Origin of the sequence: Streptomyces sp. CB01881 (genome assembly GCF_002953255.1) — a bacterium.
In the GTDB taxonomy this organism is placed as follows: domain Bacteria; phylum Actinomycetota; class Actinomycetes; order Streptomycetales; family Streptomycetaceae; genus Kitasatospora.
In genome coordinates this window covers 8,971,954-8,996,209 of record NZ_CP026498.1, presented here as the reverse complement: position 1 = coordinate 8,996,209, position 24,256 = coordinate 8,971,954, and the positions used below count along the sequence as shown (strand labels likewise).

22 protein-coding genes and 1 pseudogene are annotated in these 24,256 nt (G+C 73.7%); 11 read left to right on the top strand and 12 right to left on the bottom strand.

All coding sequences use genetic code 11. From position 1 onward, the window contains the following. Nucleotides 1-21 precede the first annotated feature (21 nt). Nucleotides 22-1,362 (bottom strand): PQQ-binding-like beta-propeller repeat protein, encoded by a 1,341-nt coding sequence (locus tag C2142_RS29385; protein WP_148645736.1) that lies wholly within the window; start codon nt 1,360-1,362, stop codon nt 22-24. Between the two features lie 171 nt (nt 1,363-1,533). After that, nucleotides 1,534-2,085 carry a VanZ family protein gene (locus C2142_RS29380; RefSeq protein ID WP_162002567.1) on the bottom strand — a complete coding sequence of 184 codons (552 nt, stop codon included), beginning with the start codon at nt 2,083-2,085 and terminating at the stop codon, nt 1,534-1,536. 327 nt (nt 2,086-2,412) lie between these two features. Between C2142_RS29380 and C2142_RS29375 the strand changes: the two genes are divergently transcribed. From C2142_RS29375 to C2142_RS29355, 5 genes are all read left to right on the top strand, one after another. Beyond that, nucleotides 2,413-3,429 (top strand): winged helix-turn-helix domain-containing protein, encoded by a 1,017-nt coding sequence (locus tag C2142_RS29375; RefSeq protein WP_148645734.1) that lies wholly within the window; start codon nt 2,413-2,415, stop codon nt 3,427-3,429. Between the two features lie 342 nt (nt 3,430-3,771). Next, a complete protein-coding gene (locus C2142_RS29370; protein ID WP_241002844.1) occupies nt 3,772-4,980 on the top strand; it encodes a cytochrome P450 in 1,209 nt (402 codons plus the stop codon). Nucleotides 4,981-5,079: 99 nt separating this feature from the next. Next, nucleotides 5,080-6,213 (top strand): type III polyketide synthase, encoded by a 1,134-nt coding sequence (locus tag C2142_RS29365; protein ID WP_148645732.1) that lies wholly within the window; start codon nt 5,080-5,082, stop codon nt 6,211-6,213. A 106-nt stretch (nt 6,214-6,319) separates the two neighbouring features. Further along, a complete protein-coding gene (locus C2142_RS29360; protein ID WP_148645731.1) occupies nt 6,320-6,895 on the top strand; it encodes an NUDIX domain-containing protein in 576 nt (191 codons plus the stop codon). 311 nt (nt 6,896-7,206) lie between these two features. Further along, nucleotides 7,207-7,656, top strand: a complete 450-nt coding sequence (locus C2142_RS29355) for an SHOCT domain-containing protein (RefSeq protein ID WP_148645730.1) — start codon at nt 7,207-7,209, stop codon at nt 7,654-7,656. 80 nt (nt 7,657-7,736) lie between these two features. Here C2142_RS29355 and C2142_RS29350 read toward each other — a convergent pair whose 3' ends face one another. Further along, nucleotides 7,737-10,262 carry a Tex family protein gene (locus tag C2142_RS29350; protein ID WP_148645729.1) on the bottom strand — a complete coding sequence of 842 codons (2,526 nt, stop codon included), beginning with the start codon at nt 10,260-10,262 and terminating at the stop codon, nt 7,737-7,739. A 66-nt stretch (nt 10,263-10,328) separates the two neighbouring features. After that, on the bottom strand, nt 10,329-10,907 hold the full coding sequence (locus C2142_RS29345) for a hypothetical protein (protein ID WP_148645728.1): 579 nt from the start codon (nt 10,905-10,907) through the stop codon (nt 10,329-10,331). Nucleotides 10,908-10,973: 66 nt separating this feature from the next. Here C2142_RS29345 and C2142_RS29340 point away from each other — a divergent pair, with 66 nt between their 5' ends. Further along, entirely contained in the window at nt 10,974-11,882 is a 909-nt protein-coding gene (locus tag C2142_RS29340; RefSeq protein ID WP_148645727.1) for an aminoglycoside phosphotransferase family protein, read from the top strand. Between the two features lie 85 nt (nt 11,883-11,967). Here C2142_RS29340 and C2142_RS29335 read toward each other — a convergent pair whose 3' ends face one another. Both C2142_RS29335 and C2142_RS29330 read right to left on the bottom strand, forming a co-directional pair. Beyond that, on the bottom strand, nt 11,968-12,606 hold the full coding sequence (locus tag C2142_RS29335; protein WP_148645726.1) for a tetratricopeptide repeat protein: 639 nt from the start codon (nt 12,604-12,606) through the stop codon (nt 11,968-11,970). Between the two features lie 88 nt (nt 12,607-12,694). Next, nucleotides 12,695-13,546 carry an LLM class flavin-dependent oxidoreductase gene (locus C2142_RS29330; protein WP_148645725.1) on the bottom strand — a complete coding sequence of 284 codons (852 nt, stop codon included), beginning with the start codon at nt 13,544-13,546 and terminating at the stop codon, nt 12,695-12,697. A gap of 253 nt (nt 13,547-13,799) precedes the next feature. Between C2142_RS29330 and C2142_RS29325 the strand changes: the two genes are divergently transcribed. Next, entirely contained in the window at nt 13,800-14,537 is a 738-nt protein-coding gene (locus C2142_RS29325) for a tyrosine-protein phosphatase (protein ID WP_148645724.1), read from the top strand. Between the two features lie 188 nt (nt 14,538-14,725). On the opposite strand, the pseudogene C2142_RS29320 reads toward C2142_RS29325, so the two are convergent. Both C2142_RS29320 and C2142_RS29315 read right to left on the bottom strand, forming a co-directional pair. Then, a pseudogene (locus C2142_RS29320) lies at nt 14,726-14,971 on the bottom strand (sensor histidine kinase); the annotation flags it as partial. Nucleotides 14,972-15,042: 71 nt separating this feature from the next. Continuing rightward, nucleotides 15,043-15,984 carry a pentapeptide repeat-containing protein gene (locus C2142_RS29315; RefSeq protein ID WP_148645722.1) on the bottom strand — a complete coding sequence of 314 codons (942 nt, stop codon included), beginning with the start codon at nt 15,982-15,984 and terminating at the stop codon, nt 15,043-15,045. A gap of 256 nt (nt 15,985-16,240) precedes the next feature. Between C2142_RS29315 and C2142_RS29310 the strand changes: the two genes are divergently transcribed. Further along, nucleotides 16,241-17,893, top strand: coding sequence for a DUF2079 domain-containing protein (locus tag C2142_RS29310; RefSeq protein ID WP_148645721.1), 1,653 nt, complete (start codon nt 16,241-16,243; stop codon nt 17,891-17,893). Between the two features lie 111 nt (nt 17,894-18,004). Here the strand turns inward: C2142_RS29310 and C2142_RS29305 are convergent, their stop codons facing one another. The 3 genes from C2142_RS29305 to C2142_RS29295 all read right to left on the bottom strand — a co-directional run bounded on the left by C2142_RS29305 (nt 18,005) and on the right by C2142_RS29295 (nt 20,319). Next, complete coding sequence (locus C2142_RS29305) at nt 18,005-18,880, bottom strand: SGNH/GDSL hydrolase family protein (RefSeq protein WP_148645720.1); 876 nt, start codon at nt 18,878-18,880, stop codon at nt 18,005-18,007. A gap of 436 nt (nt 18,881-19,316) precedes the next feature. After that, nucleotides 19,317-19,769 carry a DUF3291 domain-containing protein gene (locus C2142_RS29300; protein ID WP_148645719.1) on the bottom strand — a complete coding sequence of 151 codons (453 nt, stop codon included), beginning with the start codon at nt 19,767-19,769 and terminating at the stop codon, nt 19,317-19,319. A 10-nt stretch (nt 19,770-19,779) separates the two neighbouring features. Further along, nucleotides 19,780-20,319 (bottom strand): helix-turn-helix domain-containing protein, encoded by a 540-nt coding sequence (locus C2142_RS29295; RefSeq protein ID WP_148645718.1) that lies wholly within the window; start codon nt 20,317-20,319, stop codon nt 19,780-19,782. A gap of 97 nt (nt 20,320-20,416) precedes the next feature. Between C2142_RS29295 and C2142_RS29290 the strand changes: the two genes are divergently transcribed. The 3 genes from C2142_RS29290 to C2142_RS29280 all read left to right on the top strand — a co-directional run bounded on the left by C2142_RS29290 (nt 20,417) and on the right by C2142_RS29280 (nt 22,730). Then, the gene (locus C2142_RS29290; RefSeq protein WP_148645717.1) at nt 20,417-21,631 is read left to right on the top strand and encodes a pyridoxal phosphate-dependent aminotransferase; all 1,215 of its coding nucleotides are present in this window, start codon (nt 20,417-20,419) and stop codon (nt 21,629-21,631) included. 107 nt (nt 21,632-21,738) lie between these two features. Then, nucleotides 21,739-22,386: a pyridoxamine 5'-phosphate oxidase family protein gene (locus tag C2142_RS29285; RefSeq protein WP_148645716.1), complete on the top strand. Its 648-nt coding sequence runs from the start codon at nt 21,739-21,741 to the stop codon at nt 22,384-22,386. 11 nt (nt 22,387-22,397) lie between these two features. Then, nucleotides 22,398-22,730: a YnfA family protein gene (locus C2142_RS29280; protein WP_148645715.1), complete on the top strand. Its 333-nt coding sequence runs from the start codon at nt 22,398-22,400 to the stop codon at nt 22,728-22,730. Nucleotides 22,731-22,846: 116 nt separating this feature from the next. Here C2142_RS29280 and C2142_RS29275 read toward each other — a convergent pair whose 3' ends face one another. Continuing rightward, on the bottom strand, nt 22,847-23,956 hold the full coding sequence (locus C2142_RS29275; RefSeq protein WP_148645714.1) for a substrate-binding domain-containing protein: 1,110 nt from the start codon (nt 23,954-23,956) through the stop codon (nt 22,847-22,849). Between the last annotated feature and the right edge of the window lie 300 nt (nt 23,957-24,256).

Sequence of the window (24,256 nt, the reverse complement as noted above, 5' to 3'; positions counted from 1 at the left end):
TCCTCTCCTCCCCGGCCCGCGTCAGCGCAGCCGGAACATCTGGACGGGCGCCCAGGTGTCGTGCCCCCAGTCCGACACCCGCAGCAGGCGGTCGCCGTCCAGGTGGAACCGGCCCTCGGTGCCGACCTGGAAGGTGGTCAGCCTGCGCACGGCCGACACCCGCCCGGTGGCTCCGTCCAGGACGTGGAGGTGCACGGTGCCGTCCGCCTCGCCGGACGGGGCGACCCACTTGCTCAGGACGAGGACGGAGCCCTCGACGCGGAACAGGCCGGTGATCCTCTCCTTGGACCGCCAGGTCCAGCGCACACCGCCGCCGGACCGGGCGAACGCCGTCAGGTGGTCGTACGCCCCGGGGCCGGGACGGGTCGGGACGACGACGACCTCCTCCGTCGCCACGACGAGCCGGTCCGCCCCGATTCCGGTCCGGCCGAGCACCAGCTCGCCGTGCCCGCCGACGGCGGGGATCCGGGCGGTGACCTCTCCTCCGCCGTCGAGGACCAGCAGCGTCGCCTCCGGAGCGCGCGGACCCTTGCCCTCGACCAGGAGGACCAGCGGATCCTGGTGGGCCACGTGCACCTCGGCGGCCGGGCCGTCGAAGGGAACGCCGACGGCCCGGCCGGTGCTGCCCGTGGCGGCGCCGATGCGGCGCACGGTGGCCCGGCCGCCGGCGGTCACGACCTGGACGAAGTCGGACCCGTCGGTGGCCAGTCGGCCGACCGTGCCCTCGGGGGCCGGGGCCGGCGCCCAGACCGGCTGCCCGCTGCGCAGGTCGCGGGCCACCAGGTACCGGCCGCTCAGGACTGCTGCCCGGCCCGGTACCACGGCGACCAGGCCGGCCATCGGTCCGGAGTGCTCGGAGTAGTACTGCTGGTCGTCGAACTGCGGCGTGAACGACCACAGGGCGTCACCGCTGCGGACCTCGAAGGCGGTGACCGTGATACCGGTCAGCCGGCCGTCGTCCTCGTCCGCGTGGACCACGAGCCCGACACCGTCCACCACGCGCTCGCTCATCGCCGCCAACACGCCCCGGCGCGGGACCGTCCAGCTCCAACCGGGCCGCCCGGTCTCGGCCTCGAAGGTGTGCAGCCCCTCCAGGGTGCCCCGGACCACCAGACCGTGTACGCACCAACTGCCCAGCGCGTCACGCCGCTTACCGGGCCGTCCCGGTGCCTCCCAGGCCGGCTTCGACCGACGGAACCGCCGCCGGCGAAGCGCGCGGACCGCGTCGCCGGCGCGGGCGGCCCCGGTCTCCGTCCGGAACTCCGCCCGGGTGTCCGCCCCGGGCGCGGCGCTGTCCCCGGCGTCCCCGGTGTCCGCGGTACGTGCGGTGCTCCTGGTGTCCGCGATGCGGTCCGACGGCATGGTCCTCCCTGATGCTCGGCGGTCGTCATGCTACGGCCGCAACAGTGCCTGCCGTGAAGGGGTTTCCGTTCCCGGGCCGCGGCTTCGCCGGCCGTCGCCCCCGGCCCCCAGAACCCGAGCCGACAGGCGGATGCCCCCTCGGCGCCCCGCCCCCGTTACGCCCCGCCCCCGCTACGCCCCGCCCGCGCGCAGCGAACGCGCGCCCGCCCGGGCGAACGGGCCGGCCAGCAGGCCGAGCGCCGCGCCGAGGGCGAGGCCGAGCAGGTTGTCCGCGACGTCCTGCATGTCGCAGGCCCGGCCGATGGCGGGCACCGCGTACTGGGCGAACTCCACCGCGAACGGCAGCACGACCGCGACCGCCAGGACGGCCGCCACCCGGGGCTTGGTGCCGGCGAGGGCGGCGGCGAGGCCGATCGGCAGGAACACCAGGATGTTCAGGTCGGCCTGGCGCGACGTCATCCACTCGCCCGGCGGGCGCAGCCGCGCGCCGGTCAGGGTGCAGTGCCGGACGGCGAACCGGGAGTACTCCCAGAACGGTCCCTGCGTGTCGGGGAGCAGCGAGAACGTCACCACCCCGCCCAGTGCGAGCAGCAGCACGAACGCCACCGCCCAGTGGGCCCGCAGCAGCCGCCCCACCGGCCGGTTCAGCAGGGCGGCCGGCACCAGCGAGCAGAGCAGCCCGGGCCAGAACATCGGCATCGTGCCGAGGACAGCTGTGATCACGCCAGAACGGACGCGTCGGACACCCGCCCGGTTCTCCGTCCCGGCGGAAAGGACGCGGGGCCGCCTCGACGCCGGCAACACGCCCCGCCACCACCCGTCGGCCGTACGCCCCGCCGCCTCGACGCCGGCCGCAATCCCCGCCACCGCCCGCCGGCCGCGCCGACCGTTCCGGGCCGGTGCCCGGACCCCCGTACCGGGCACCGGCGTCGGACCCATCCTGGCCGCCGGACCGGGCCCCCGGCCAAGGGTTTCGGCCCTCGCCTAAACCCCCTGCTGGACGCCGTGCGCACCCTGCGGGAGACTCAACGGAACTGCTGGGGAGGGCCGTTGCTCCGTATCCACTTCACCGCCGACGATCTCGCCCGGGTCCGGGTCGCTCCGACCCTCGGCCCCCTGGCCGAGGCCTTCCTCGGCCTGCACCAGCTCACCGGCCGGAGTGGCTGCCCGCAGTTCCGGCCCTGGCGCCGGCTGTTCTCCCGGACGCTCGGCGACGGGCTCCGGCCACTGACCTTGCTCAGCCCCCATCTGGACATCGGCACGCTCACCAAGCGGGACACCACCGTCGAGGGCGGGCTCGACCACCTGCTCGGCACCCCCGACCGGACGTTCCGGCTGGAGGTCGCCCACATCGCCACCGCCCGCACCGATCCCCGCTGGCACACCGCCCTCCAGCAGGGCGACCTGCCCGCCCGCCGCCTGCTGGCGGACTCGCTGGCGGCCTGCCACGACCTCACCGTCGGCCCGCACTGGGGCCGGCTGCGCGCCCGGCTGGACGCGGTCCGGGCCGAGTACGGGCGCACCCTGGTGGACGGCGGCGTCGAGCAGCTGCTGGCCACCGCCCACCCGCAGCGCATCCGCTGGCGGGCCCCGGTCCTGGAGGTCGACTACCCCAGGGACACCGAGGTCCACCTCGAAGGCCGGGGGCTGGTCCTGGCCCCGGTGGTCTTCCTCCCCGACCCTCCCGTGCTGCTCACCGACGGCCAGGACCCGCAGGCGCCGCCCACCCTCGCCGTCCCGGCCGTCCGCGACGTCCTGACCGCCGCCGCCCTGTGGAGCGAGGAGGGGAACGGCTCCGGACGCCACTCGCTCAACGCCCTGCTCGGCCGGACCAGGGCCGCCGCCCTGGACGCGGTCTCGGCGGGCTGCACCACCACCGAGCTGGCCCTGCGGCTCAACGTCTCGCCCGCCTCCGCCAGCCAGCACGCCACCGTGCTGCGCAACGCGAACCTCATCACCACCCAACGCCGCGGCGGCGCCGTCCTGCACACCATCACTCCGCTCGGCATCGATCTGCTCAACCGCACCACCACCGCCCGCGCTCCGGAGCGGGCCGCCCCGGTGTAGCGGGCTCCGCCGGGGAGGCGCGCCGCCCGGCGAGGCGCCACGGCCTCCCGTACCGGCAGCGTGCCCGGTGCCCCCACCCCGCGGTTCGGCCGCGCCCCCGCCGGCCGGCCGGCTCCCGGGCCTGCCCGCCCCCGGGGCCGGGCCCGGGGGACAACTCCCTTTCCCCCGTCCCAACTCTCTTTCCCCACAGCACATATCGCATGACAATCGGCTATCTCGCTCGATCGAGCGAACAATGTGGTGCATCCGAATTTCCGCCACCGGATGGGGGAACATCAGCACGTCCGCGCCCGAACGAACCAACGTCCGGGCGGTACCGAATCCGGCCACTTGGATCAGCCCGTGACTACCTCCGCCCCCGTGTGGGACTGCCCCTTCAACCACACCGAAGGCCTGGAGTTCGACCCCCTCCTCAAGCAACTGCTGCTCGCCGAGGAGCGGATCGCCAGAATCCGGCTGCCGCACGGTGAGGGCGAGGCCTGGCTGGCCACCCGGTACGAGGACGTCCGCGTCGTCACCACCGACCGGCGGTTCAGCCGCGCGGCCGGAATCGGCCGGGACCTCCCCCGGATGACCCCCGCCCCGATCGCCCAGGCCGAGGCGATCAACCTGATGGACCCGCCCGCCCACAACCGGCTGCGCCGGCTCGTCGCCAAGGGCTTCACCAACCGCCAGGTCGAGCGGATGCGCCCGAAGACGCAGCGGATCGTCGACGGGTACCTGGACGACATGGAGGAGCACGGCTCCCCCGCCGACCTGGTCCGCCACCTCTCCGGCCGGCTCCCCATGACCACCATCTGCGAGATGCTCGACATCCCCGAGCAGGACCGCGCCGGGCTGCGCGGGCACGCCGTCGCGATGATGACCATGGGCCCCGGCAGCGGCGACGGCCAGGAGCGCGCCAAGGCGGCGCTGCGCGCCTACTTCTCCGAGCTGACCGCCGCCCGCCGCCGCGACCCGGGCGAGGACCTGATCAGCGCGCTCGCCACCGCGCGCGACGACGAGGAGCTCCTGGACGACCAGGAGCTCGCCGTGATGGCCATGGTCCTGCTGGTCACCGGCCACGACACCAGCACCTACCAGCTCAGCAACATCACCTACACGCTGCTCACCCGCCCCGAGCAGCTCGCCAAGCTCCGCGCCCAGCCGGAGACGCTGCCGCGCGCCCTGGAGGAGCTGCTGCGCTTCATCCCGTTCCGCCAGGGCGTCGGCATCGCCCGGGTCGCCACCGAGGACGTCGAGCTGGGCGGCGTCCTGATCAGGGCCGGCGAGGCCGTGCACGTCTCCTACCTGGCGGCCAACCGCGACCCGGCGGTGTTCGAGCGGCCCGACGAGCTGGACCTCGACCGCGGCACGGCGAACCACATGACCTTCGGCTACGGCACCCACCACTGCGCGGGCGCCCACCTGGCCCGGATGGAGCTCCAGGTCGCCATCGGCACGCTGCTGCGCCGCTTCCCCGGGCTGCGGCTGGCCGTCCCGGCCGCGGAGCTGGACTGGCGAACGGGCTCGATCTGGCGCTACCCGCACACCCTGCCGGTCGCCTGGTGACCTCCCCGCCGCACCGCACCGGCGCCCGTCCACCGCACCCGTAGGCCACTGCCCGCGCGGCCGCCGGCCACGCGGGTCACCAGGGGAGACCTCACACCCATGGCAACACTCTGCCGTCCCGCCATCGCCGTACCCGAACACGTCATCACCCTCGACCAGACCCTCGACCTGGCCCGCTCCCTGCACGCCGGCCACCCTCAACTCCCCCTCGCGCTCCGGCTGATCGAGAACACCGGGGTGCGGACCCGGCACCTGGTCCAGCCGATCGACGAGACCCTGCGGCACCCCGGCTTCACCACCCGCAACGCGGTCTACGAGCGCGAGGCCAAGCACCGCGTCCCCGAGGTGGTCGAACGCGCCCTCGGCCACGCCGAGTTGTCCGCCCGGGACATCGACCTGATCGTCTACGTGTCCTGCACCGGCTTCATGATGCCCTCGCTGACCGCCTGGCTGATCAACACCATGGGCTTCCGCTCCGACACCCGCCAGGTGCCGATCGCCCAGCTCGGCTGCGCGGCCGGCGGCGCCGCGGTCAACCGCGCGCACGACTTCTGCCGCGCCTACCCCGGCGCCAACGTCCTGATCGTGGCCTGCGAGTTCTGCTCGCTCTGCTACCAGCCGACCGACCTCGGCGTCGGCTCGCTGCTCTCCAACGGCCTCTTCGGGGACGCGATCGCCGCCGCGGTGATGCGCGGCCGCGGCGGCACCGGCGTGCACGTCGAGCGCAACGGCTCGCACCTCGTCCCGCACACCGAGGACTGGATCTCCTACGGCGTGAAGGACACCGGCTTCCACTTCCAGCTCGACAAGCGCGTCCCCGGCACCATGGAGATGCTGGCCCCGGCCCTGCGCACGCTCGCCACCGAGCACGACTGGGACGTCTCCGGGCTCGGGTTCTACATCGTGCACGCCGGCGGCCCGCGCATCCTGGACGACCTCTGCCACTTCCTGGACCTGGAGCCCGCCGCGTTCCGGTTCAGCCGGGCCACGCTGACCGAACGCGGCAACATCGCCAGCGCGGTGGTCTTCGACGCGCTCGCCCGCCTCTTCGCGGAGGGGAACGTCGCCGACGGCACCCACGGTCTGATCGCCGGCTTCGGCCCGGGCATCACCGCCGAGATCTCGCTGGGCAGTTGGGCCGGCGCCCCGATCGAGGCGGCCATCCCGCACCGCCCGCGGGTCCTCGACACCGTCGACCGGCAGCCGAAGTTCGGTGTCCCGGCCGTGACCTGACGACCCGCCGGACCGGTCGGCGAACCGGTCGCCGGGCCTGCGGAACGGGCCTGCGGAACGGTCTTCGGGACGGGCCGGCGAGGCCCGGGCGGACTATGATCGGCAGATGACGGACACCACCGAAAGAGCCGGCGGACTGACCGACCTGCCCGCCCGGTTCCCGAAGTTGCACGCGCCGCAGTACTGGGCCTGGGGGCGGTTCGACGCCCGGTTCTCCACCGCGCTGCCGCCGGACGAGCTCGTCACCAACATCCACCTGGTGGGGTTCACCGCCGGACGCATCGTGCTCTGCCGGGACGACCGCGACCACTGGTTCCTGCCCGGCGGCACCCGGGAGAGCGGCGAGTCGATCGCGTCCTGCCTCGTCCGGGAACTGAAGGAGGAGGCAGGCGCCCGCCTGCTCGGCGACCCGGTCTGGCTGGGCGCGCACCGCTGCGTGACCGACAGCCCCGAGCCGTACCGGCCGTGGCAGCCGCACCCCGAGAAGGCCTGGCTCTGGGGCTGGGCCGAGGTCGCGGTGGACTCCGTGCCGACCAATCCGGACGACGGCGAGCAGGTGGTCGAGGTGCGGGCGGTCGAGCCGGCCGAGGCACAACGGCTGCTGGTCCGCAGCCACGAGGCCTGGTGGGGCGAGCTGGTCGGCCTCGCGGTCGAGCTGCGGGGGCGGGCCGCCGCGGGCTGAGCCCGCACCCCGGCCGCCACGAGCCGCGCGTGCGCCCCGCCGCCACGGGCCACGCACGAGCCCGGCCGCCACCGGCCGAAGACGCGCACCACTCACGGCGCACGCCCCTCAAGGCGGCGCACCCCTCAAGGCGGCGCACCCCTCACGGCGGCGCACCCCTCACGGCACCACGCCCCTCAGGGCGACTTCTCAGGGCCGAGGGCACACCCGTAGGGGCCGAAGATCACCGGGATGGCCGAACAGCGCGGAGCATTGTCCGATATGCGGTGATATGACTCTTTTGAACTCGGGTCTGCACCGACGGGAGCGTCATGGACAACTATCCGCTTCTCAACATCTTCTGGACGATGCTGGAACTGTTCCTCTGGATCCTCTGGTTCTTCCTGCTGTTCAAGATCATCACCGACATCTTCCGCAGCGAGGACCTCGGCGGCTGGGGCAAGGCCGGCTGGCTGATCCTGGTGATCCTCCTGCCGTTCCTCGGCGTGCTCGTCTACGTGATCGCACGCGGCAGGTCGATGGGCGAGCGGGACTTCGCCCAGGCACAGAAGAGCGAGGCCGCGTTCAAGGCGTACATCCGTGACGCCGCCACCGACACGCCGGGGGCCGGCGGCACCGGAGCCGGCGGCACCGGAGCCGGCGGCGCGGGGGGCGGCGGCCGCAGCCACGTGGACGACCTGGCCAAGCTGGCCGACCTCAAGGCCAGCGGCGCCATCAGCGAGGAGGAGTACCAGAAGGCCAAGGAGAAACTCCTGGTCTGACGCGTTCCGGGCGTGACGGACGGCGGCGGGCCGGTGGACGTGCAGTCCACCGGCCCGCCGCCGTCCGTACGTCCGCGGGCTCAGCGCCGCCCGGAGCGGCGGCCGCCCTCGGAGCCGGAGCCGCCGCCGGTCAGCCCGGCCCGGCGCAGCGCGTCGGCCATGGCGCTGTTGGCCGGCGCGGCCTGGCCGCCCGCGGCGGAGCCGCCGCCCGAGCCTCCGCCCTGCCCGCGGCGGTCCTGGCGCGGCGGGCGCCCCTGCCGGGCACCCCGGTCGCCGCCGCGGTCGTTCCCGCGGTCGCCCCGGTCGTTCCCCCGCGGTCCGCCGCGGTCGCCGCCCCGCTCGCGCCCGACCTCGTCGTCCAGCCGCAGGGTCAGCCCGATCCGCTTGCGCGGCACGTCCACCGTGGTCACCCGGACCGTGACGATGTCGCCGGGCTTGACCACCTCACGCGGGTCCTTGACGAAGTTCCTCGACAGCGCCGAGACGTGCACCAGCCCGTCCTGGTGGACGCCCACGTCCACGAAGGCGCCGAAGGCCGCGACGTTGGTGACCACACCCTCCAGCACCATGCCCACCTCCAGGTCGCCGATCTTGTCGACGCCCTCCTTGAAGGTCGCGGTGCGGAACGCCGGGCGCGGGTCGCGGCCCGGCTTGTCCAGCTCGCCGAGGATGTCGGTGACGGTCGGGATGCCGAAGGTGTCGTCGGCGAAGTCACCCGGCCGCAGCGCCCGCAGCGCGGCGCCGTTGCCGATCAGCCCGCGCAGCTCCCCGCCGGTCGCGGCCAGGATCCGCCGCACCACCGGGTACGCCTCCGGGTGCACGCTGGACGCGTCCAGCGGGTCGTCGCCGTCCGGGATGCGCAGGAAGCCCGCGCACTGCTCGAAGGCCTTCGGGCCGAGTCGGGCGACGTCCTTGAGCGCCCTGCGGGTGCGGAACGGGCCGTTGGCGTCCCGGTGCGAGACGATGTTGTCGGCGAGCGTCCCGGTGATGCCGGAGACCCGGGTCAGCAGCGGCGCGGAGGCGGTGTTGACGTCCACCCCGACCGCGTTCACGCAGTCCTCGACCACGGCGTCCAGCGAGCGGGAGAGCTTCACCTCGCTCAGGTCGTGCTGGTACTGGCCGACCCCGATCGACTTGGGGTCGATCTTGACCAGCTCGGCCAGCGGGTCCTGGAGGCGGCGGGCGATCGAGACCGCACCGCGGATCGACACGTCCAGCTCCGGCAGCTCCTGCGAGGCGAACGCGGAGGCCGAGTAGACCGAGGCGCCGGCCTCGCTGACCATCGCCTTGGTCAGCTTCAGCTCCGGGTGGCGCTTGATGAGGTCCTCGGCGAGCTTGTCGGTCTCCCGGGAGGCGGTGCCGTTGCCGATCGCCACCAGGTCGACGGCGTGCTTCTTCGCCAGCGCCGCCAGGGTGGCGATCGAGGCGTCCCACTTGTTGGCCGGCTGGTGCGGGTAGATCGTGTCGTACGCGACGACCTTGCCGGTGGCGTCCACGATCGCGACCTTCACGCCCGTCCGGAAGCCCGGGTCCAGGCCCATCGTGGCCCGGGTGCCGGCCGGGGCGGCCAGCAGCAGGTCGCGCAGGTTGGCTGCGAAGACGCGCACCGCCTCGTCCTCGGCCTCCTGGCGCAGCCGGCCGCGCAGGTCGATGCCGAGCCGGACCAGGATCCGTGTCCGCCACGCCCAGCGCACGGTGTCGCCGAGCCACTTGTCGGCCGGGCGGCCGTGGTCGGCGACGCCGAAGCGCGCCGCGATCCGCTGCTCGTAGTCGCTCCCGCCCGGGAGGTCACCGGCCTCCTCACCGTCGTACGGGGAGAGGTCGAGGTCCAGCACCTCCTCCTTCTCGCCGCGCAGCATCGCCAGGATCCGGTGCGAGGGGAGCCTGGTGTAGGGCTCGGCGAAGTCGAAGTAGTCGGCGAACTTGGCACCGTCCTGCTCCTTGCCGTCCCGGACGGTGGCGACCAGCCGGCCCCGCGTCCACATCCGCTCGCGCAGCGAGCCCACCAGGTCGGCGTCCTCGCCGAACCGCTCGACCAGGATCGACCGGGCCCCCTCCAGCGCGGCGGCCGCGTCCGCCACCGACTCGTTCAGGTACGTCGCGGCGAGCGCGGCCGGGTCCTGCGCCGGGTCGGCGAGGAGCGTGTCGGCCAGTGGCTCCAAGCCGGCCTCACGGGCGATCTGCGCCTTGGTGCGCCGCTTCGGCTTGTACGGCAGGTAGATGTCCTCCAGCCGCGCCTTCGAGTCGGCGGCCAGGATCTGCGTGCGCAGCGCGTCGTCCAGCTTGCCCTGCGACTCGATCGACTCCAGGACGGCGGTGCGGCGCTCCTCCAACTCGCGCAGGTAGCGCAGCCGCTCCTCCAGCGTGCGCAGCTGCGTGTCGTCGAGCGAGCCGGTGACCTCCTTGCGGTACCGGGCCACGAACGGCACGGTCGCCCCGCCGTCCAGCAGCTCGACCGCCGCCTTCACCTGCCCGTCGCGAACGCCCAGCTCCTCGGCGATCTTCCGCTCGATCGCCTGCTGGGCCTGCTTGGCCGCCTGTTCGACTGGCGTGGTCACTGAGCCGGTCACCTTCTCCAGAGTTGCTGTCCCCGTACGTCCCTGCATTCTGGCACTGCCCGGTGACGGCTCCCGGCCGCGCCCGTGCCCGCCGGGCGTGGCGCGGGCCGCCGTTCACTCGTCGACGGTCGGTGACGGGCGGCCGTCGGCGGCGATCCGGATCAGGTGGGTCCGGCCGAGGCCGGTCACCAGGCGCAGTTGGTCCGGCCCGTCCCAGGCGAGCTCCTTGATGCCGTGGCGGTCGATGTCCGCGACCTGCCAGCGGCGGACGCCGAGGCCCGAGCCGTCGTCGACGTAAACGTAGGAGTACGGGTCCGGTCCGAACCCGGCCGTCCCCTCCTTGACCACCAGACGGCGGTCCGGCCGGCCCGGCGCCGCCTCGGTGCGGGTCGTCCTGGGGTCGTCCGAGAAGACGCCGGCGAGGAGCCAGAGCGGCACGCTCCCCACGATCAGCGTGAGCACCACGGCACCGAGCGCACTGCGGAACCAGCCGTGCGAACGCCCGAGGACCAGCGCCACGAAGAGCAGCACCAGTGCCGACGTGCCGAACAGCAGGGGATCGTCGAGCCACTCGCGCAGGACCAGCAGCCCGCCCGAGCGTGCGTTCACCCGGCCCGCCACGGCGGCACCGGCCAGCGCGGCCGACCCCCCGAGCGCCCCCCACATGACCCAACGGTCCCATCCGATCGTCATGTCACCACTCAATCATGTTCGAAATTCACCCAACTCGCCGCTCCACCCGGGGGTACAGTGCCGGGCATGTGCGCTGCCGCTCGGATGCACAACCGCCCGTACGACGACGAACCGGACATCGACGCCGCCCTGGTCCGGCGGCTGCTCGCCGCCCAGTTCCCGCAGTGGAGGGGGCTGACGCTCGAACGGGTGTCCTCCTCCGGGACGGACAACGCCATGTTCCGCCTCGGGCCCGAACTCGCCGTCCGGCTACCCCGGGTGAGCTGGGCCGCCGACAGCGTCGCCCGTGAACAACAGTGGCTGCCGAGGCTGGCCCCACACCTGCCGCAGCCGATCCCCGAACCGATCGCCCACGGCCGGCCGTCCTCCGGCTACCCCTGGGAGTGGTCGGTGCTGCGCTGGCGCGGCGGCGCCAACCCGGTCGTCGGCTCGGTCACCGCACCCCTGCGACTCGCCCAGGACCTCGCGGCGTTCGTCAGCGCGCTGCGTGCGGCCGACCCGGCCGGCGCCCCGTCGTCCTCCCGCGGCGTCCCGCTCGCCACCCGGGACGCCGCCACCCGGGCCGCGATCGGCCGGCTGACCGGGACGATCGACACCAGAGCGGCAACCACCCTCTGGGACAAGGCCCTTCAGCTCCCCGAACCCACCGCCCGGCCCGCCTGGATGCACGGCGACCTCTCCCCCGGCAACGTCCTGCTGGCCGACCAACACCTCGTCTCCGTCATCGACTTCGGCCTGATGGGTGTCGGCGACCCGACCGTGGACCTCATCGTCGCCTGGAACCTCCTCCCCGCCAGTGGCCGACCCGTCTTCCGCTCCGCGCTCGCCGTCGACGACGCCACCTGGGAGCGCGGCCGCGCCTGGGCGCTCTCCATCGCCCTGATCCAGCTCCCCTACTACCGCAGCACCAACCCTTCCCTGGCCGCCAACTCCCGCCACGTCATCCGCGAGGTGCTGGCCGACCGCAGCGTCTGAGGGTCGCCGGCGGGCAGCCGCACCGGGGACAGGCGGGGCGGGAGGCACTGGACCGCGTCCTGGCCGCCTGACCGGCGACCGCCCCTCACCCCACGGCCGCGCGCGCCTCGTCCACCGACCGCAGGGCGGCCTTCGCACCGGCTCCTGCGGCGAGGGCGGCCGCCTCGTCCAGCAGCGCGAGCGCGTCACCGGGACGTCCCTCGGCGGCGGTGAGGTACGCGAGCCCGACCAGGTTGGCGGCGACGCCCGCGGCGAAGCCGAGTTCGCGCCGCAGCCGGGTGGACTCCTCCAACAGGGCTCGGGCGTCGGCCAGTTCGCCGGCCATGTGGGCGGCGATGCCGAGGTGGCGCAGGGCGTAGGAGAGCGTGCGGCTCTCGCCCGTCGCGGTCGCGAGCTCGCGCGAACGGCGGAGGGCGGGGAGGGCGGATCCGTGGTCGCCCTGGACCACCTGGTGGTAGACGCCGGTCCAGAACTCGGCCTCGGCCTCGCCCGGTTGGTCACCGAGGGCGTGGTAGAGCCGGGCGGCCCGCTCGAAGAACACCAACTCGTCCGTGTCGGCGGCGCCTTCCTGGAGGTAGCGGGCGTGGAGAACACGGCCCCGGGCGAGCGAAAGGTCCGCCTCGGCGGCGTCCAACTCACGCCCGGCGGCCGGAAGGGCCTCCGTCTCGCCGCCGAAGGTGGCACGGTCGCAGAGCAGTTGGGCCCGTTCGATTCGCTCGTCCATGGCCCTGAGCCTACGCCGCCGAGCACGACGGCGGGCCGCGCCACCCGGGCGGCGCGCAGGGAGCGCACCGCCCGGGTGGCGCCGACCGTCAGAACAGTGCGTCGGCGAGCCGGTCCACCTGGGCCGCGTCCGAGGCCCAGCAGTACAGCACCACCTCGTCGGCCCCGATCCCGCGGTAGCCCTCCACCACAGCCCGGACCGCCTCCGGCGTGGTGAGCAGACCGTTCGCCATGTAGGCGGCGCGGCCGGTGAAGGCGTAGTAGTCGAGGAGGTTGCGGCGGGCGCTCCCGACGGTGGCCTCCGGGCCGAGCGCCACCGACGCCTGGGCGACCAGCCGCGGCCGGCCGGGACGTTCGTGCCGCTCCCAGGCCGCCTCGACCTGCCGGTACAGGCCGTCCATGGTCTGCGGCGGCAGCGCCGCACCGAGGAAGCCGTCCCCGAACCGGCCGACCCGCTCGATCGCCGCCGGCGCGAACCCGCCGAACAGCACCTCGGGGCCGCCCGGCGTCGCGGGAGCGGGTCCGATCGGGCCGACCCCCTCGCCGTACGGCGCTCCGGACCAGGCCCGGCGCAGCAGCTCCATCTGCTCGTCGAGCCTGCGGCCGCGGCGGCTGAGGTCGATGCCGGCGGCCAGGCAGTCGTCCTCGCGTCCGCCGATGCCGATGCCGAGCGTGAACCGCCCGCCGGAGAGCCGGTCGAGGGTCGCGGTCTGCTTGGCGAGCAGGGCGGTGTTGTGGTGCGGCGCGATCAACACCTCCGTCTGGACCCGGATGCGGGACGTCGCTCCGGCCAGCGTGGCGAGCGCGACCAGCGGCTCGGGGTTGTCGTACACTAGCCGGTCGAGCAGGCCGACCGTACTGAACGGGCCCGCGTCGGCCCGCCGGGCCCAGGTCAGGAGCTGGGCGGGGTCGTCGACGGGAAGGCCAAGGCCGATCTTCATGGGGTGAAACCTCCGGAGGGCATGCCGAATTCGCGTGCCGCCCCTCCGTGGCACCGCGCACTGTGCGCGGGCCCGCTCCCGTTCTGCGGCTTTCGTTCCAGAGAGCGTTCGTCTCGTCAGAGTGCTTCCACCGTACGCATGTTGGCCGGCGCCGGGCAACGCCTTTTCCGGAGCGGGGAGCCGGCGTGACGCCTGCGCGGGTCCGACGACCATGCCGGGGGCCGCCGCCGGGTGTGCTCGATAGGGTGCGGGCATGACACGCCACATCGCCTTCGACGCTCTCTGCAACTTCCGTGACCTGGGCGGCTATTCGACAGCTGACGGACTTTCGACGCGTTGGGGCCGGCTCTACCGGTCGGACTCGCTCGGGAAGCTCTCCTCCTCCGCCGACCTGGAACGGTTCCGGGAGCTCGGCATCGGAACCGTGATCGACCTGCGCTACCCCTGGGAGATCGCCCGCCGGGGGCGGATCGCCGAGCTGGACGGGGTGGCGTACCACAACCTCTCGATCGAGCACCGGCCGTACGACCAGGCCGAGATCGACCCGGGGCTCGACCCCTGGCGCTACCTGGCCGACCGGTTCGCCGAGGTGGCCGAGGACGGGGTGGTGGAGATCCGGGAGGTGCTGGAGTCGATCGCCACGGCCGACCGGCCGGTGGTGTTCCACTGCGCCTCGGGCAAGGACCGCACGGGGCTGATCGCCGCACTGGTGCTGACCCTGCTCGGGGTCTCCGAGGACGACGTGGCCGCGGACTTCGCGCTCACCGAACTGGCCACCCCGCAGCTGGTGGCCGACTGGCACGCCGCCAACCCCGGGCGCGAGCTGCGCTGGCCGGGCTTCGGGCGCGCACCGGAGACGGTGATCCGGCTCGCGCTCGCCGACCTCACCCGGGCCCACGGCTCGGTGCGTGCCTACGCCACCGGCAAGCTCGGCATCGACGAGGGACTGATCGGCGACCTGCGCGCGCGGCTGCTCACTCCGGCGGGCTGAGGCGGGCCCGGCCGAGCGGCCCGGCTCACCTGCGCCGGACCTCACGCGCGTCCGTCCGTACCCGCTCCCACCGGGGAGGGATTCGGCTCGGCGGGCGCTGCGGCCGGAGGTGCGCCGGCCGGGGTGCGCCGGCCGGGTCGCGTTGGCCTCGGCAGGGAACGGAACGGTCCGCACGGCCCGACGCGTTGTCACACCCCCGGCGAAGGTGCCGGCTCCGGGGAGAGCGGCAGCGTGGCGGTGACCCGGAAGCCCGAGCGGTACGGCGTGGCGGTCAGCTCCCCTCCGAACAGCGCGATCCGCTCGGCGAGCCCGATCAGCCCGTGGCCGGTCGACAGCTCCCGCCGGGCCTCGGGCCGACGGCCGGCTCCGTCGTCCACCACCTCGACCTGCAGGACGTCGGACCAGGTGATCCGCACGGCCGCGCGGCTGCCGGGCCCCGCGTGCTGCGTCCTGCGTCCTGCTCAGCGCGGGCTCAGCACCACCGCGTGTTCACGGCACCGCGTCCTCAGCGGCGGGGCCTGCCCTGGCCGGAGCCCTGCTGGGGCTTGCGCGGCCGGTGACGCCCGGCCTGGGGCCGGCGGGCCGAAGGGGCCGACGCGGCTGCCGTGGCGGGCCAGTGGGCAGGGCGGGCGAGCGTCTCCGGCAGGCGGGTGGTGGCGTCGCCGCGGGCGGCGTTGAGCTGGGCCTGGGTGAGGAAGAGGGCCTCGGTGAGGTCGGCGCCGGCGAGGTCGGCATCGCGCAGGTCGGCGCCGATGAGGTCGGCGAGGCGCAGGTCGGCGCCGGAGAGGTCGGCGGCGACCAGCAGCGCGCCGCGCAGGTTGGCACCGCGCAGGTCAGCACCGCGCAGGCGGGCGCCGAACAGGTCCGCGCCCCGGTGCTCGCGTCGGCGGGGCACCGCCGCGCGGACGAGTTCGCTCGCCTTGAGCAGCAGCTCGGCCACGGCCTGCCGGTGGGCGGGGACGTCGACCCCGAGGATCTCCTCGGGGGTGCCGGCGGCGAGCCGTTCGGTCTCCGCCAGGGCCCGCCGCAGCTCGGCGTGGACGGGGCGGGCGGGGGCGAAGGTGAGCGCCTCGGTGAGGTACCAGAGCAGCTCGTGGAGCTGGCGTACGACGGGGAACACGTCGAACATCCGCTTCGCGCTCGCCGGCTCCTCGCGCCAGCTCCGGCCACCGAAGGTGACCTGCGAGACGTGCTGGCCCGCGCCGAAGCAGTCGTACACGGTGCAGCCCTGGAAGCCCCGGTCGCGCAACTGGGCGTGGATGCCGCAGCTGAAGTCGGTCTTCAGGTTGCGGCACGGGGTGCCGGCGGGCTTGTCGACGGCGAAGTCGGCGCCGGCGGCGAACGGCAGCGCGGCGCAGCACAGCCCGAAGCAGTTCCCGCAGTCGGAGAGCAGGTTCAGCGGCGCGGGCGCGGAGGTGGCCGGGGAATCAGGCGTGGGCTCGGTCACGGTGCTGCTGGTCCTCCGTACTGCGGCGGGACCCGGCCGGTCCGGTCCCCGCTAGAGCGTACCGACACCATCGTCGCGTCCGCGGCGGGCCGGGAACCGGGGGCCCGGTCACGGCGGTCCGTTAGTGTGGTCGGCCGGTGTCGGTTCAAGTCCGGAGCGGGTTCGGTTCGGGTCTGTGCGGAATCGGGGCACCGGAGACACCCGGAGCGAGCCGATCACGACCCCGGTCGGCAACCGATCACTGGAGGAAGCAGGCATGTCCCGGCACGACGTGACGGCGTACCCGGACACCGAGGGAACCCAGGGCGCCGAGGCCGCCCGGGGCGCCGAGGCCGCTGGGGCCGGTCCCACCCGGGCCGGCGACGCTCTGCGCCTCTCCCCCCGGGCCCGCACCGCCGCCCTCACCCTGCTCTGCTTCGCGGTCTGCCTCGGCATCGCCGCCCAGCAGTGGACCACCCTCCAGCTGGGCGGGTTCGACCTGGGCATCTTCGACCAGGGCGTGCGCGGCTACGCGCACTTCGGTCTGCCGGTGTCGTCGCTGAAGAGCTTCCACCACGAGTTCCCCCCGGGCTTCTCCCTCCTCGGCGACCACTTCTCGCCGGTGATCGCTCTGATGGCGCCGCTCTACTGGATATGGGACGACCCGCGGTCCCTGCTGATCGGCCAGGCACTCTGCTTCGCGGCCGGGGTGCCGCTGATCCGGCGGGTGGCGGACCGCTGCTTCGCCGACGCCGACCCGCGCACCGCCCGCCGTGCCGCCGACCTGGCGGGGCTCGCGTACGGGCTGGGCTGGCCGCTGCTGGTGGCCTCGCGCGGCGGGTTCCACGAGGTGGCGTTCGCCGTGCCGCTCACCCTGCTGATGCTGGAGCGCGGGATGGCCCGCCGCTACGGCACGGCCGCGCTGGCGGGGCTGCTGCTCTGCTGCACCAAGGAGGACATGGGCCTGGCGGTCGGCGCGTACGGGCTGGTGCTGCTGCTGCGGGCCCGCCGGGACGAGGACCGCGAGCGCCGCCGGCAGACCGCCCGGTGGGGCACCGGCTTCCTGGTGGGCGGTCCGCTGGCCGCCGCCGCCGCGATCGCCTGGCTGATCCCGGCGATGGGCGGGGCGCCGGGCTACTACTGGAACTACCAGTCGCTGGGCACGGACGGCGGCGACGCCCTCTCCCACGTCCTCCGGGACCCCACCCTCCTCGTCTCCGCGCTCTTCGACGCACCGCTGAAGCCGCTGCTGCTGCTCTGGATCTTCGGCACCCTGTTCCTTCTCCCGCTCCGCTCGGCGACGGTGCTCTGCGCCCTGCCGCTGCTCGCGGAGCGGGTGCTGTCCAGCAACCCGAACCACTGGTCGATCGCCCGGCACTACGACGCGTTCCTCTGGCCGATCCTGCTGGTGGCGGCGCTGGAGGTGCTGGGCCGCCACCACGGCCACGCGCTGACCCGCCGGCTCGGCGTGGCGGCGGCGGCCCTGACGGTCGTGGCGGCGCTGCCGCTGGGCGCGGCGAACCTGTTCGTCCCCTCCTACTGGCAGCCCAAGCCCAGCGAGGCGGCGCTGCTCCGGGGTGCCGGGCAGATCCCGGACGGCGCCACGGTCGAGGCCGACAACCAGGCCGCACCGCGGCTCTCCGCCCGGACCGACGTCGTCCTCGTGGACGAGAAGCCGCGCGGCCGCGAGTACGTGCTGATCCGCTCCGACAAGCGGGCGTTCCCGTTCAAGACGGACCGCGAGCAGGCGGCCCGGATCGAGCTGCTGCTGGCGCACGGCTACCGGCAGATCTGGTCCGAGGGCGGCGTCGTGCTGCTGCACCGGGAGGGCTCCGAGCCGGTCCCCGGCGAGCAGGTTCCCGGCCCGGACAGCACCCCGTACCAGGACGAGGTGCCGTCCGACGTCGGCCACAACCTCTTCCGCGGCTGACCGGCGCGCCACCTGCGCACCGGCCCCGCCGGACGAGCGCCCGCCCCGGCCACGCGGACTGCTCGGACTGCTTGAACCAGCTACTCGAACGGCCCGGACGGCCCGGACCAACTAGCGGTCGGACGGCTCGTACGGCAGCAGTTCGGCGCGCTTCGGGGGCCGGCCGTCACCGGACGAGCGGCCGGTGAGGCGGCGGCCGAGCCAGGGGCCGAGGTGGGTGCGGGCCCAACGGGCGTCGGCGGCCAGCTTCTCGGAGCGGCCGCGCGGCGCGGCGGCCGGCAGCGGGGCGCGCCAGTCGAAGGTGGCGGGCCGGCCGAGCGACTCCAGTACGGCCTCGGCGACCCTGCGGTGGCCCTCGGGCGAGAGGTGGAGGCGGTCCTCGGCCCAGAGCCGGCGGTCGTCGAAGCAGGGCGCGGAGAACAGGTCGACCACCGCGATGCCCGGGTCCTGGCCGAGCTCGTGCACGAAGGCCTTCATCCGCAGGATCGCCGGGAGCAACCGGGCGCTGCCGGCCATCCTGCGGGTGGGGTCGGTACTGGTGAACATCACCACGGTGGCGCCGCCGGCGCGCAGCGCGGCGGCGGAGCGGCCGAGCAGCTCCTCGACCCGGGCGATGTCGCAGCGCGGGCGCAGCACGTCGTTGAGGCCGCCGGCCAGGGTGACCAGTTCGGCGCCCATCGCGGTGGCGGCGGGAACCTGCTCGTCGTGGATCTGGCCGATGAGCTTGCCCCGGACGGCGAGGTTGGCGTACCGGAAGGCGCCGGCGGGCTGCTCGGCGGCGAGGCGGTCGGCGACCCGGTCGGCCCAGCCGCGGTAGTGGCCGTCGGGGAGCAGCTCGTCGCACATGCCCTCGGTGAAGGAGTCCCCGACGGCGACGTAGCCGGCGTATCCGGTCCGACCGGTCCGACCGCTGGGAGCGGCGGGAATGGGCTCTCCGGTGGGCGTGGTGGGCACGCTGGGCGCGCTCTTCTCCGCTGTGTTCTCCATAGCCCGACGATCGTACGCGCAGGGTCCCGGCGTGCGACGGCGGGGCTCATCCGCTTCCGGGGGGGCTCATCCGCTTCCGGCCCGGACGGGTACGCGTCGGCAGGAGTGCCTCAGCAGGACCGCATCGACGGGACCGCAGCAGAGTCGCATCAACGCGACCGCTCATCGAGCACCGATCACCCGTTTATCGGTGACCGGCACAGTGATGCGACCTCACCGCCCGCTCCCCGGGCCCCGGCCACCGCGCCGGGCAGCCCGGAAGCAGGGGCGGGCGGTGCGCGCGTGCGCGGCGATTCGAGCCGTACGCGCGGGGCCACGACCGGGGACGGGGGTTCCGGTCGCGGCCCGGGCCACGACCCGTCCCGCACACGGCCGTCACCGGCCCGGCCCGGTCCGACCCCGCGCACCGCGCACCGCGCACCGCGCACCGCGGCCGTCAGACCGCCGGCGGCTCGAACAGCGTCCTCATGGTGAACGCCTCCGGGGTCGGCCCCTCCGCCCGCAGCAGGGTGAGCTTCTGCTGGGCCTCCTGCGGGGTGGGGCGGTGGCCCGCCGGCACCCACCAGAGGACGGTCATCGCCTCGGTGGGACGGGCGAACCACTCGCGGCGGCGTCGCATGACCGCCCGGTGTTCGGGGTGGTAGACGTAGGCGTCGAGTGCTTTGGGGTCCCGCCAGACGGAGAGGTTGACCAGCAGCCACTCGTCGTCGAAGATCCGGAATCCGGTGGCGTAGCCGCCGTCCTCCTTGAGGCGCCAGACGAAGCCGTCGGCCTCGTCGGCCAGGGCGTTGACCCGTCCGAGGGCGGCGACGAAGTTCGCGAGCAGCGGACTGTCGATGGGTTCGAGCATCCGCGAGATGTTCACCTGGGCGAGTTCGTAGGACGTCACCCGCTGAACGCTAGCCCGCCGCCGCCACCGTGTCTGCGGCCGTCTCACGCCCTGCCTCCGTCACGGCGCGCCCGGCCTCGGCCCCGTGCGGTCCCTGCGCCCCGTTCGGCCCCTCGGCCCCGTGCGGTTCCTCCGTCCCGCGTGGTTCCTCCGTCCCGCATGGTTCCTCCGCCCCGAACCCGCCCGCCGCGCCGGTGACCCAGTGCGCCCGCACCGCGTCGGTCGGCCGCTGCTCGCCGAGGGCGTCGAGGCCCCAGACCCCCAGCGCGTCGACCACCTGACGGAGCGTCACTCCGCGCTCGGTGAGCTCGTACACGGTGGCGTTGGCGGGACGTTCGAGCCGGCGGCGCAGGACCAGGCCCTCGCCCTCCAGCTGCTTGAGCCGCGCGGCGAGGATGTCGGTGGAGACGCCGGGCAGGTCGGCGTGCAGGTCCGTGTAGCGGCGCGGGCCGGCCAGGAGTTCACGGACGATCAGGAGGCTCCAGCGCTCCCCCACCGCGTCCAGGGCGCGGGCGACGGCGCAGTACTGGTCGTAGCTTCGGCGTGACATGTGGATCAGCATAGCCAAAAGGTTGGACTTTCCAAGTGCTTACTTGGTAGAACAAAGTAACCATGAACCATGCGGGGTGACGGTCGGGAGGCCGCAGATGGAGTTTCGGCAGTCCAGCAAGCTGACGGACGTGTGCTACGAGATCCGGGGCCCGGTGGTCGACCGGGCCAACGCCCTGGAGGAGGCCGGGCACAGCGTGCTCCGGCTGAACACCGGGAACCCGGCGACGTTCGGCTTCGAGGCGCCGGAAGAGATCATCCAGGACATCATCCGCAACCTGCCCAACGCACACGGCTACAGCGACTCCCGCGGCATCCTGCCCGCCCGCCGCGCCGTCGTGCAGTACTACCAGCAGCGCGGCGTCAACGGGGTCACCGTCAACGACGTCTACCTCGGCAACGGCGTCTCCGAGCTGATCCAGATGGCCGTCACGGCGCTGGTGGACGACGGCGACGAGGTACTCGTCCCGATGCCGGACTACCCGCTCTGGACGGCCGTGGTCCGGCTGGCCGGCGGCAAGGCGGTGCACTACGCCTGCGACGAGGAGGCGGAGTGGTACCCCGACCTCGACGACATCGCGGCGAAGATCACCGCCCGCACCAAGGCCATCGTGGTCATCAACCCGAACAACCCGACCGGCGCGGTCTATCCGAAGGAGCTGCTGGAGGGCATCCTCGAACTCGCCCGCCGGCACCACCTGATGGTCCTCGCGGACGAGATCTACGACAAGATCCTCTACGACGGCACCGAGCACCACTGCCTGGCCGCCCTCGCCGAGGACGTGCTCACCCTCACCTTCAACGGCCTCTCCAAGTCCTACCGGGTGGCGGGATTCCGCAGCGGCTGGCTGGTGGTCTCCGGGCCCAAGCAGCTCGCCGCCGACTACCTGGAGGGGCTGACCATGCTCTCCGGCATGCGGCTCTGCCCCAACGTCCCGGCCCAGTACGCCGTGCAGGCCGCACTCGGCGGCCACCAGTCCATCAACGACCTCGTCCTGCCCGGCGGCCGGCTCACCGAGCAGCGCGACGTCGCCCACAAGGCGCTGAACGAGATCCCCGGCGTCAGCTGCGTCAAGCCCAAGGGCGCGCTGTACGCGTTCGCCAAGCTCGACCCCGCCGTGCACAAGATCGTCGACGACGAGCAGTTCGTGCTGGACCTGCTGCTGCGCGAGAAGATCCACGTCGTCCAGGGCACCGGCTTCAACTGGCCCCGCCCGGACCACTTCCGCTTCGTCACCCTCCCCCGCGCCGACGACCTGGAGACGGCGATCAACCGCATCGGCCGCTTCCTCACCACCTACCGCCAGGTCTGACGCCCCGCCGCCGGATCCGACACCGCCCTGCCCCCGCGGGGCCCCGGAAGCGCTCCGGGGCCCCGGGCGTACCATCGGCCCGACACCGGATCCGAGGGGGACGACCGATGGCCGACGCACTGACCGGGATCACCGGGATCACCGAGATCACCGACGCCGCCGAACTGCGCGCCCTGCTCGGCGAACCCAGCGCCCGCGACGCCGCCAAGGAGCGCCGCGCCCTGCACGAACACGACCGGGCCTTCATCGCCGCCTCGCCGCTGTGCCTGGTCGCCACCTCCGCCGCCGACGGCACCTGCGACGTCTCCCCCAAGGGCGACCCGGCCGGCTTCACCCACATCCTGGACGACACCCGCATCGTCCTCCCCGAACGGCCGGGCAATCGCCGCGCGGACGGCTTCCACAACATCCTGACCAACCCGCACATCGGGCTGATCTACCTGGTCCCCGGCCGCGGCGACACCCTGCGCGTCAACGGCCGCGCCCGGCTGCTCAGCGACGCGCCCTTCTTCGACGCCATGGCGGTCAAGGGCCACCGCCCGCGACTCGCCGTCCTGGTCGAGATCGAGGCGGTCTTCTACCACTGCTCGAAGGCGTTCCTGCGCTCCGCCCTCTGGAAGCCCGAGACCTGGGACCCGGAGGCCGCGCCGTCGCGCGCGCTGATCTCCAAGGCGCTGGAGCGCAAGGACGAACCCCTGGCCGTCCTGGAGGAGTACTACGGCCCGTCCTACGGGGGCGACCTCTACGGCTCGTAGGCTTGGCGCCCATGACCGTCCTGCGCTCCGCCGCCCTGTTCGCCCTCGCCGCGCTCGCCGAGATCGGCGGCTGCTGGCTGGTCTGGCAGAGCGTGCGCGAGTCCCGGCCGTGGTGGCTGGCCGGGCTCGGGGTGGTGCTGCTCGGCGGGTACGGCTTCGTCGCCGCGCTCCAGCCGGACAGCCACTTCGGCCGGGTGCTGGCCGCCTACGGGGGCGTCTTCGTGGCCGGCTCGCTGCTCTGGGGCGTGGTGGTGGACGGGTTCCGGCCCACCCGCTACGACGTGGCCGGGGCGCTGATCTGCCTGGCCGGGGTAGCCGTGATCATGTACGGACCCCGGCGCTGAACGACTGACCGACCGACCGGCCAGCTCCACGGCCGGACGGCTCCGCGGCCGGACGGCCGCCCGGGTGCCGGAACGCCGGACACCCGGACGGCCGCCCCGCCGCAGGCCTCCCCGCGTTACCTGACGCCGGCCGCCGCGCAGGCGTCCGCGTACTGCGGGGTGCAGATCTCGGTCGCCTTGTAGAGGCCGCCGCCGACCACCGTCGCCTGCACCTTCGCCTTGGTCACCACGATCGGGGTGAGCAGCAGCGAGGGGATGCGCAGCCCGCCGCTGTCGACGGCCGCGCTGACCGACGAGCTGATGTCCATCCCCTTCAGCAGCTGAACGGCGATGCTGCCCGCGGCGTCCGTCTCGGGCTTGTACGGCTTGTAGACGGTGAAGGCCTGCTCGCCCGAGAGCACCCGGCGCACCGCGTCCAGCGAGGCGTCCTGCCCGCCGACCGGGACGTTCCTGATCCCGGCCGCCTTCAGCGTCTCGATGACGGAGGCCGCCATGCCGTCGTTGGCGGCGTACACGGCCTGGAAGCCGTCCTTGCCGAGGGTGCGGATGGCCTCGTTCATCTTCGCCGTGGCCACCTCCGGCTTCCACTCGCCGGACTGCTCGTAGACGATCTTCTTGACCTTCTCGTCGAGCGCCCGGTGCGCGCCGGTCTTGAACATCGCGGCGTTGGGGTCGGACTCGGCGCCGTTGATCATCACGACCGAGGCCGAGGAGGCCTTCGGGCCGAGCGCCTCCAGCAGGGCCTGGCCCTGGATCTCGCCGGTGCGCTGGTTGTCGAAGGAGACGTACGCGGCGACCTTGCCCTCGGCCAGCCGGTCGTAGGCGATGACCTTCGCCCCCTTCGCGGCGGCGGCCTCGACCCAGGGTGCGGTGACCTTGGCGTTCACCGGGTCGAGCAGGATGACCTTGACACCCTTGGCCAGCAGGTCGTCGAACTGCTGCTTCTGGGCGGCCTCGTTGCCGTCCGCATTGGCGTAGTCGACGACGCAGCCGGTGCAGAGCGACCCCACCGTGGACTCGATCAGCGGCTTGTCGAAGGCCTCATACCGGGTGGAGGACGCCTTTTCGGGCAGCAGCAGACCGACGGTCGTGCTCGCCACGCCGTCCGGCCGGGGCCCTGCGTCGCTCCCGCCGCAGGCCGCGAGGGTGAGGGCCAGCGACACGGCTGCCGTGCCCGCGGCGACGCAGCGGGTCGTTCTGGCCGCGCGCCGGGTCGTTCTCTTCATGGTGGGGGTTGCCTCCTGACTGCGCCGCGGCGTTGCGGCAGAGGACGGAGTCAAGCCGCACCCGGGGCCCACGTCAATAACCGAAGGGACAACTCGTTATCGGGCTGCTCGATTCGTTATGAAGTGAAGACTTGGCGGACATCGTTGCACGACAGACATGACATCACCACGCATCGATGTCAATTCTTCAACGTGGAAGGGGCATTGGAGAGGATCCGGCGGACGACGACGGGGTGGGCGGGCCCGGGCCGGGCGGCCATAGGGTGGGCGGCGACCGCGCTGCCGCTTGCGAAGGACGGG

Coding starts and splice junctions, on each gene's coding strand:
- C2142_RS29385 (WP_148645736.1), bottom strand. CDS start 1,362: ATGCCGTCGGACCGCATCGCGGACACCAGGAGCACCGCACGTACCGCG.
- C2142_RS29365 (WP_148645732.1), top strand. CDS start 5,080: ATGGCAACACTCTGCCGTCCCGCCATCGCCGTACCCGAACACGTCATC.
- C2142_RS29360 (WP_148645731.1), top strand. CDS start 6,320: ATGACGGACACCACCGAAAGAGCCGGCGGACTGACCGACCTGCCCGCC.
- C2142_RS29355 (WP_148645730.1), top strand. CDS start 7,207: ATGGACAACTATCCGCTTCTCAACATCTTCTGGACGATGCTGGAACTG.
- C2142_RS29350 (WP_148645729.1), bottom strand. CDS start 10,262: ATGCAGGGACGTACGGGGACAGCAACTCTGGAGAAGGTGACCGGCTCA.
- C2142_RS29345 (WP_148645728.1), bottom strand. CDS start 10,907: ATGACGATCGGATGGGACCGTTGGGTCATGTGGGGGGCGCTCGGGGGG.
- C2142_RS29340 (WP_148645727.1), top strand. CDS start 10,974: ATGTGCGCTGCCGCTCGGATGCACAACCGCCCGTACGACGACGAACCG.
- C2142_RS29335 (WP_148645726.1), bottom strand. CDS start 12,606: ATGGACGAGCGAATCGAACGGGCCCAACTGCTCTGCGACCGTGCCACC.
- C2142_RS29330 (WP_148645725.1), bottom strand. CDS start 13,546: ATGAAGATCGGCCTTGGCCTTCCCGTCGACGACCCCGCCCAGCTCCTG.
- C2142_RS29325 (WP_148645724.1), top strand. CDS start 13,800: ATGACACGCCACATCGCCTTCGACGCTCTCTGCAACTTCCGTGACCTG.
- C2142_RS29310 (WP_148645721.1), top strand. CDS start 16,241: ATGTCCCGGCACGACGTGACGGCGTACCCGGACACCGAGGGAACCCAG.
- C2142_RS29305 (WP_148645720.1), bottom strand. CDS start 18,880: ATGGAGAACACAGCGGAGAAGAGCGCGCCCAGCGTGCCCACCACGCCC.
- C2142_RS29295 (WP_148645718.1), bottom strand. CDS start 20,319: ATGTCACGCCGAAGCTACGACCAGTACTGCGCCGTCGCCCGCGCCCTG.
- C2142_RS29290 (WP_148645717.1), top strand. CDS start 20,417: ATGGAGTTTCGGCAGTCCAGCAAGCTGACGGACGTGTGCTACGAGATC.
- C2142_RS29285 (WP_148645716.1), top strand. CDS start 21,739: ATGGCCGACGCACTGACCGGGATCACCGGGATCACCGAGATCACCGAC.
- C2142_RS29280 (WP_148645715.1), top strand. CDS start 22,398: ATGACCGTCCTGCGCTCCGCCGCCCTGTTCGCCCTCGCCGCGCTCGCC.
- C2142_RS29275 (WP_148645714.1), bottom strand. CDS start 23,956: ATGAAGAGAACGACCCGGCGCGCGGCCAGAACGACCCGCTGCGTCGCC.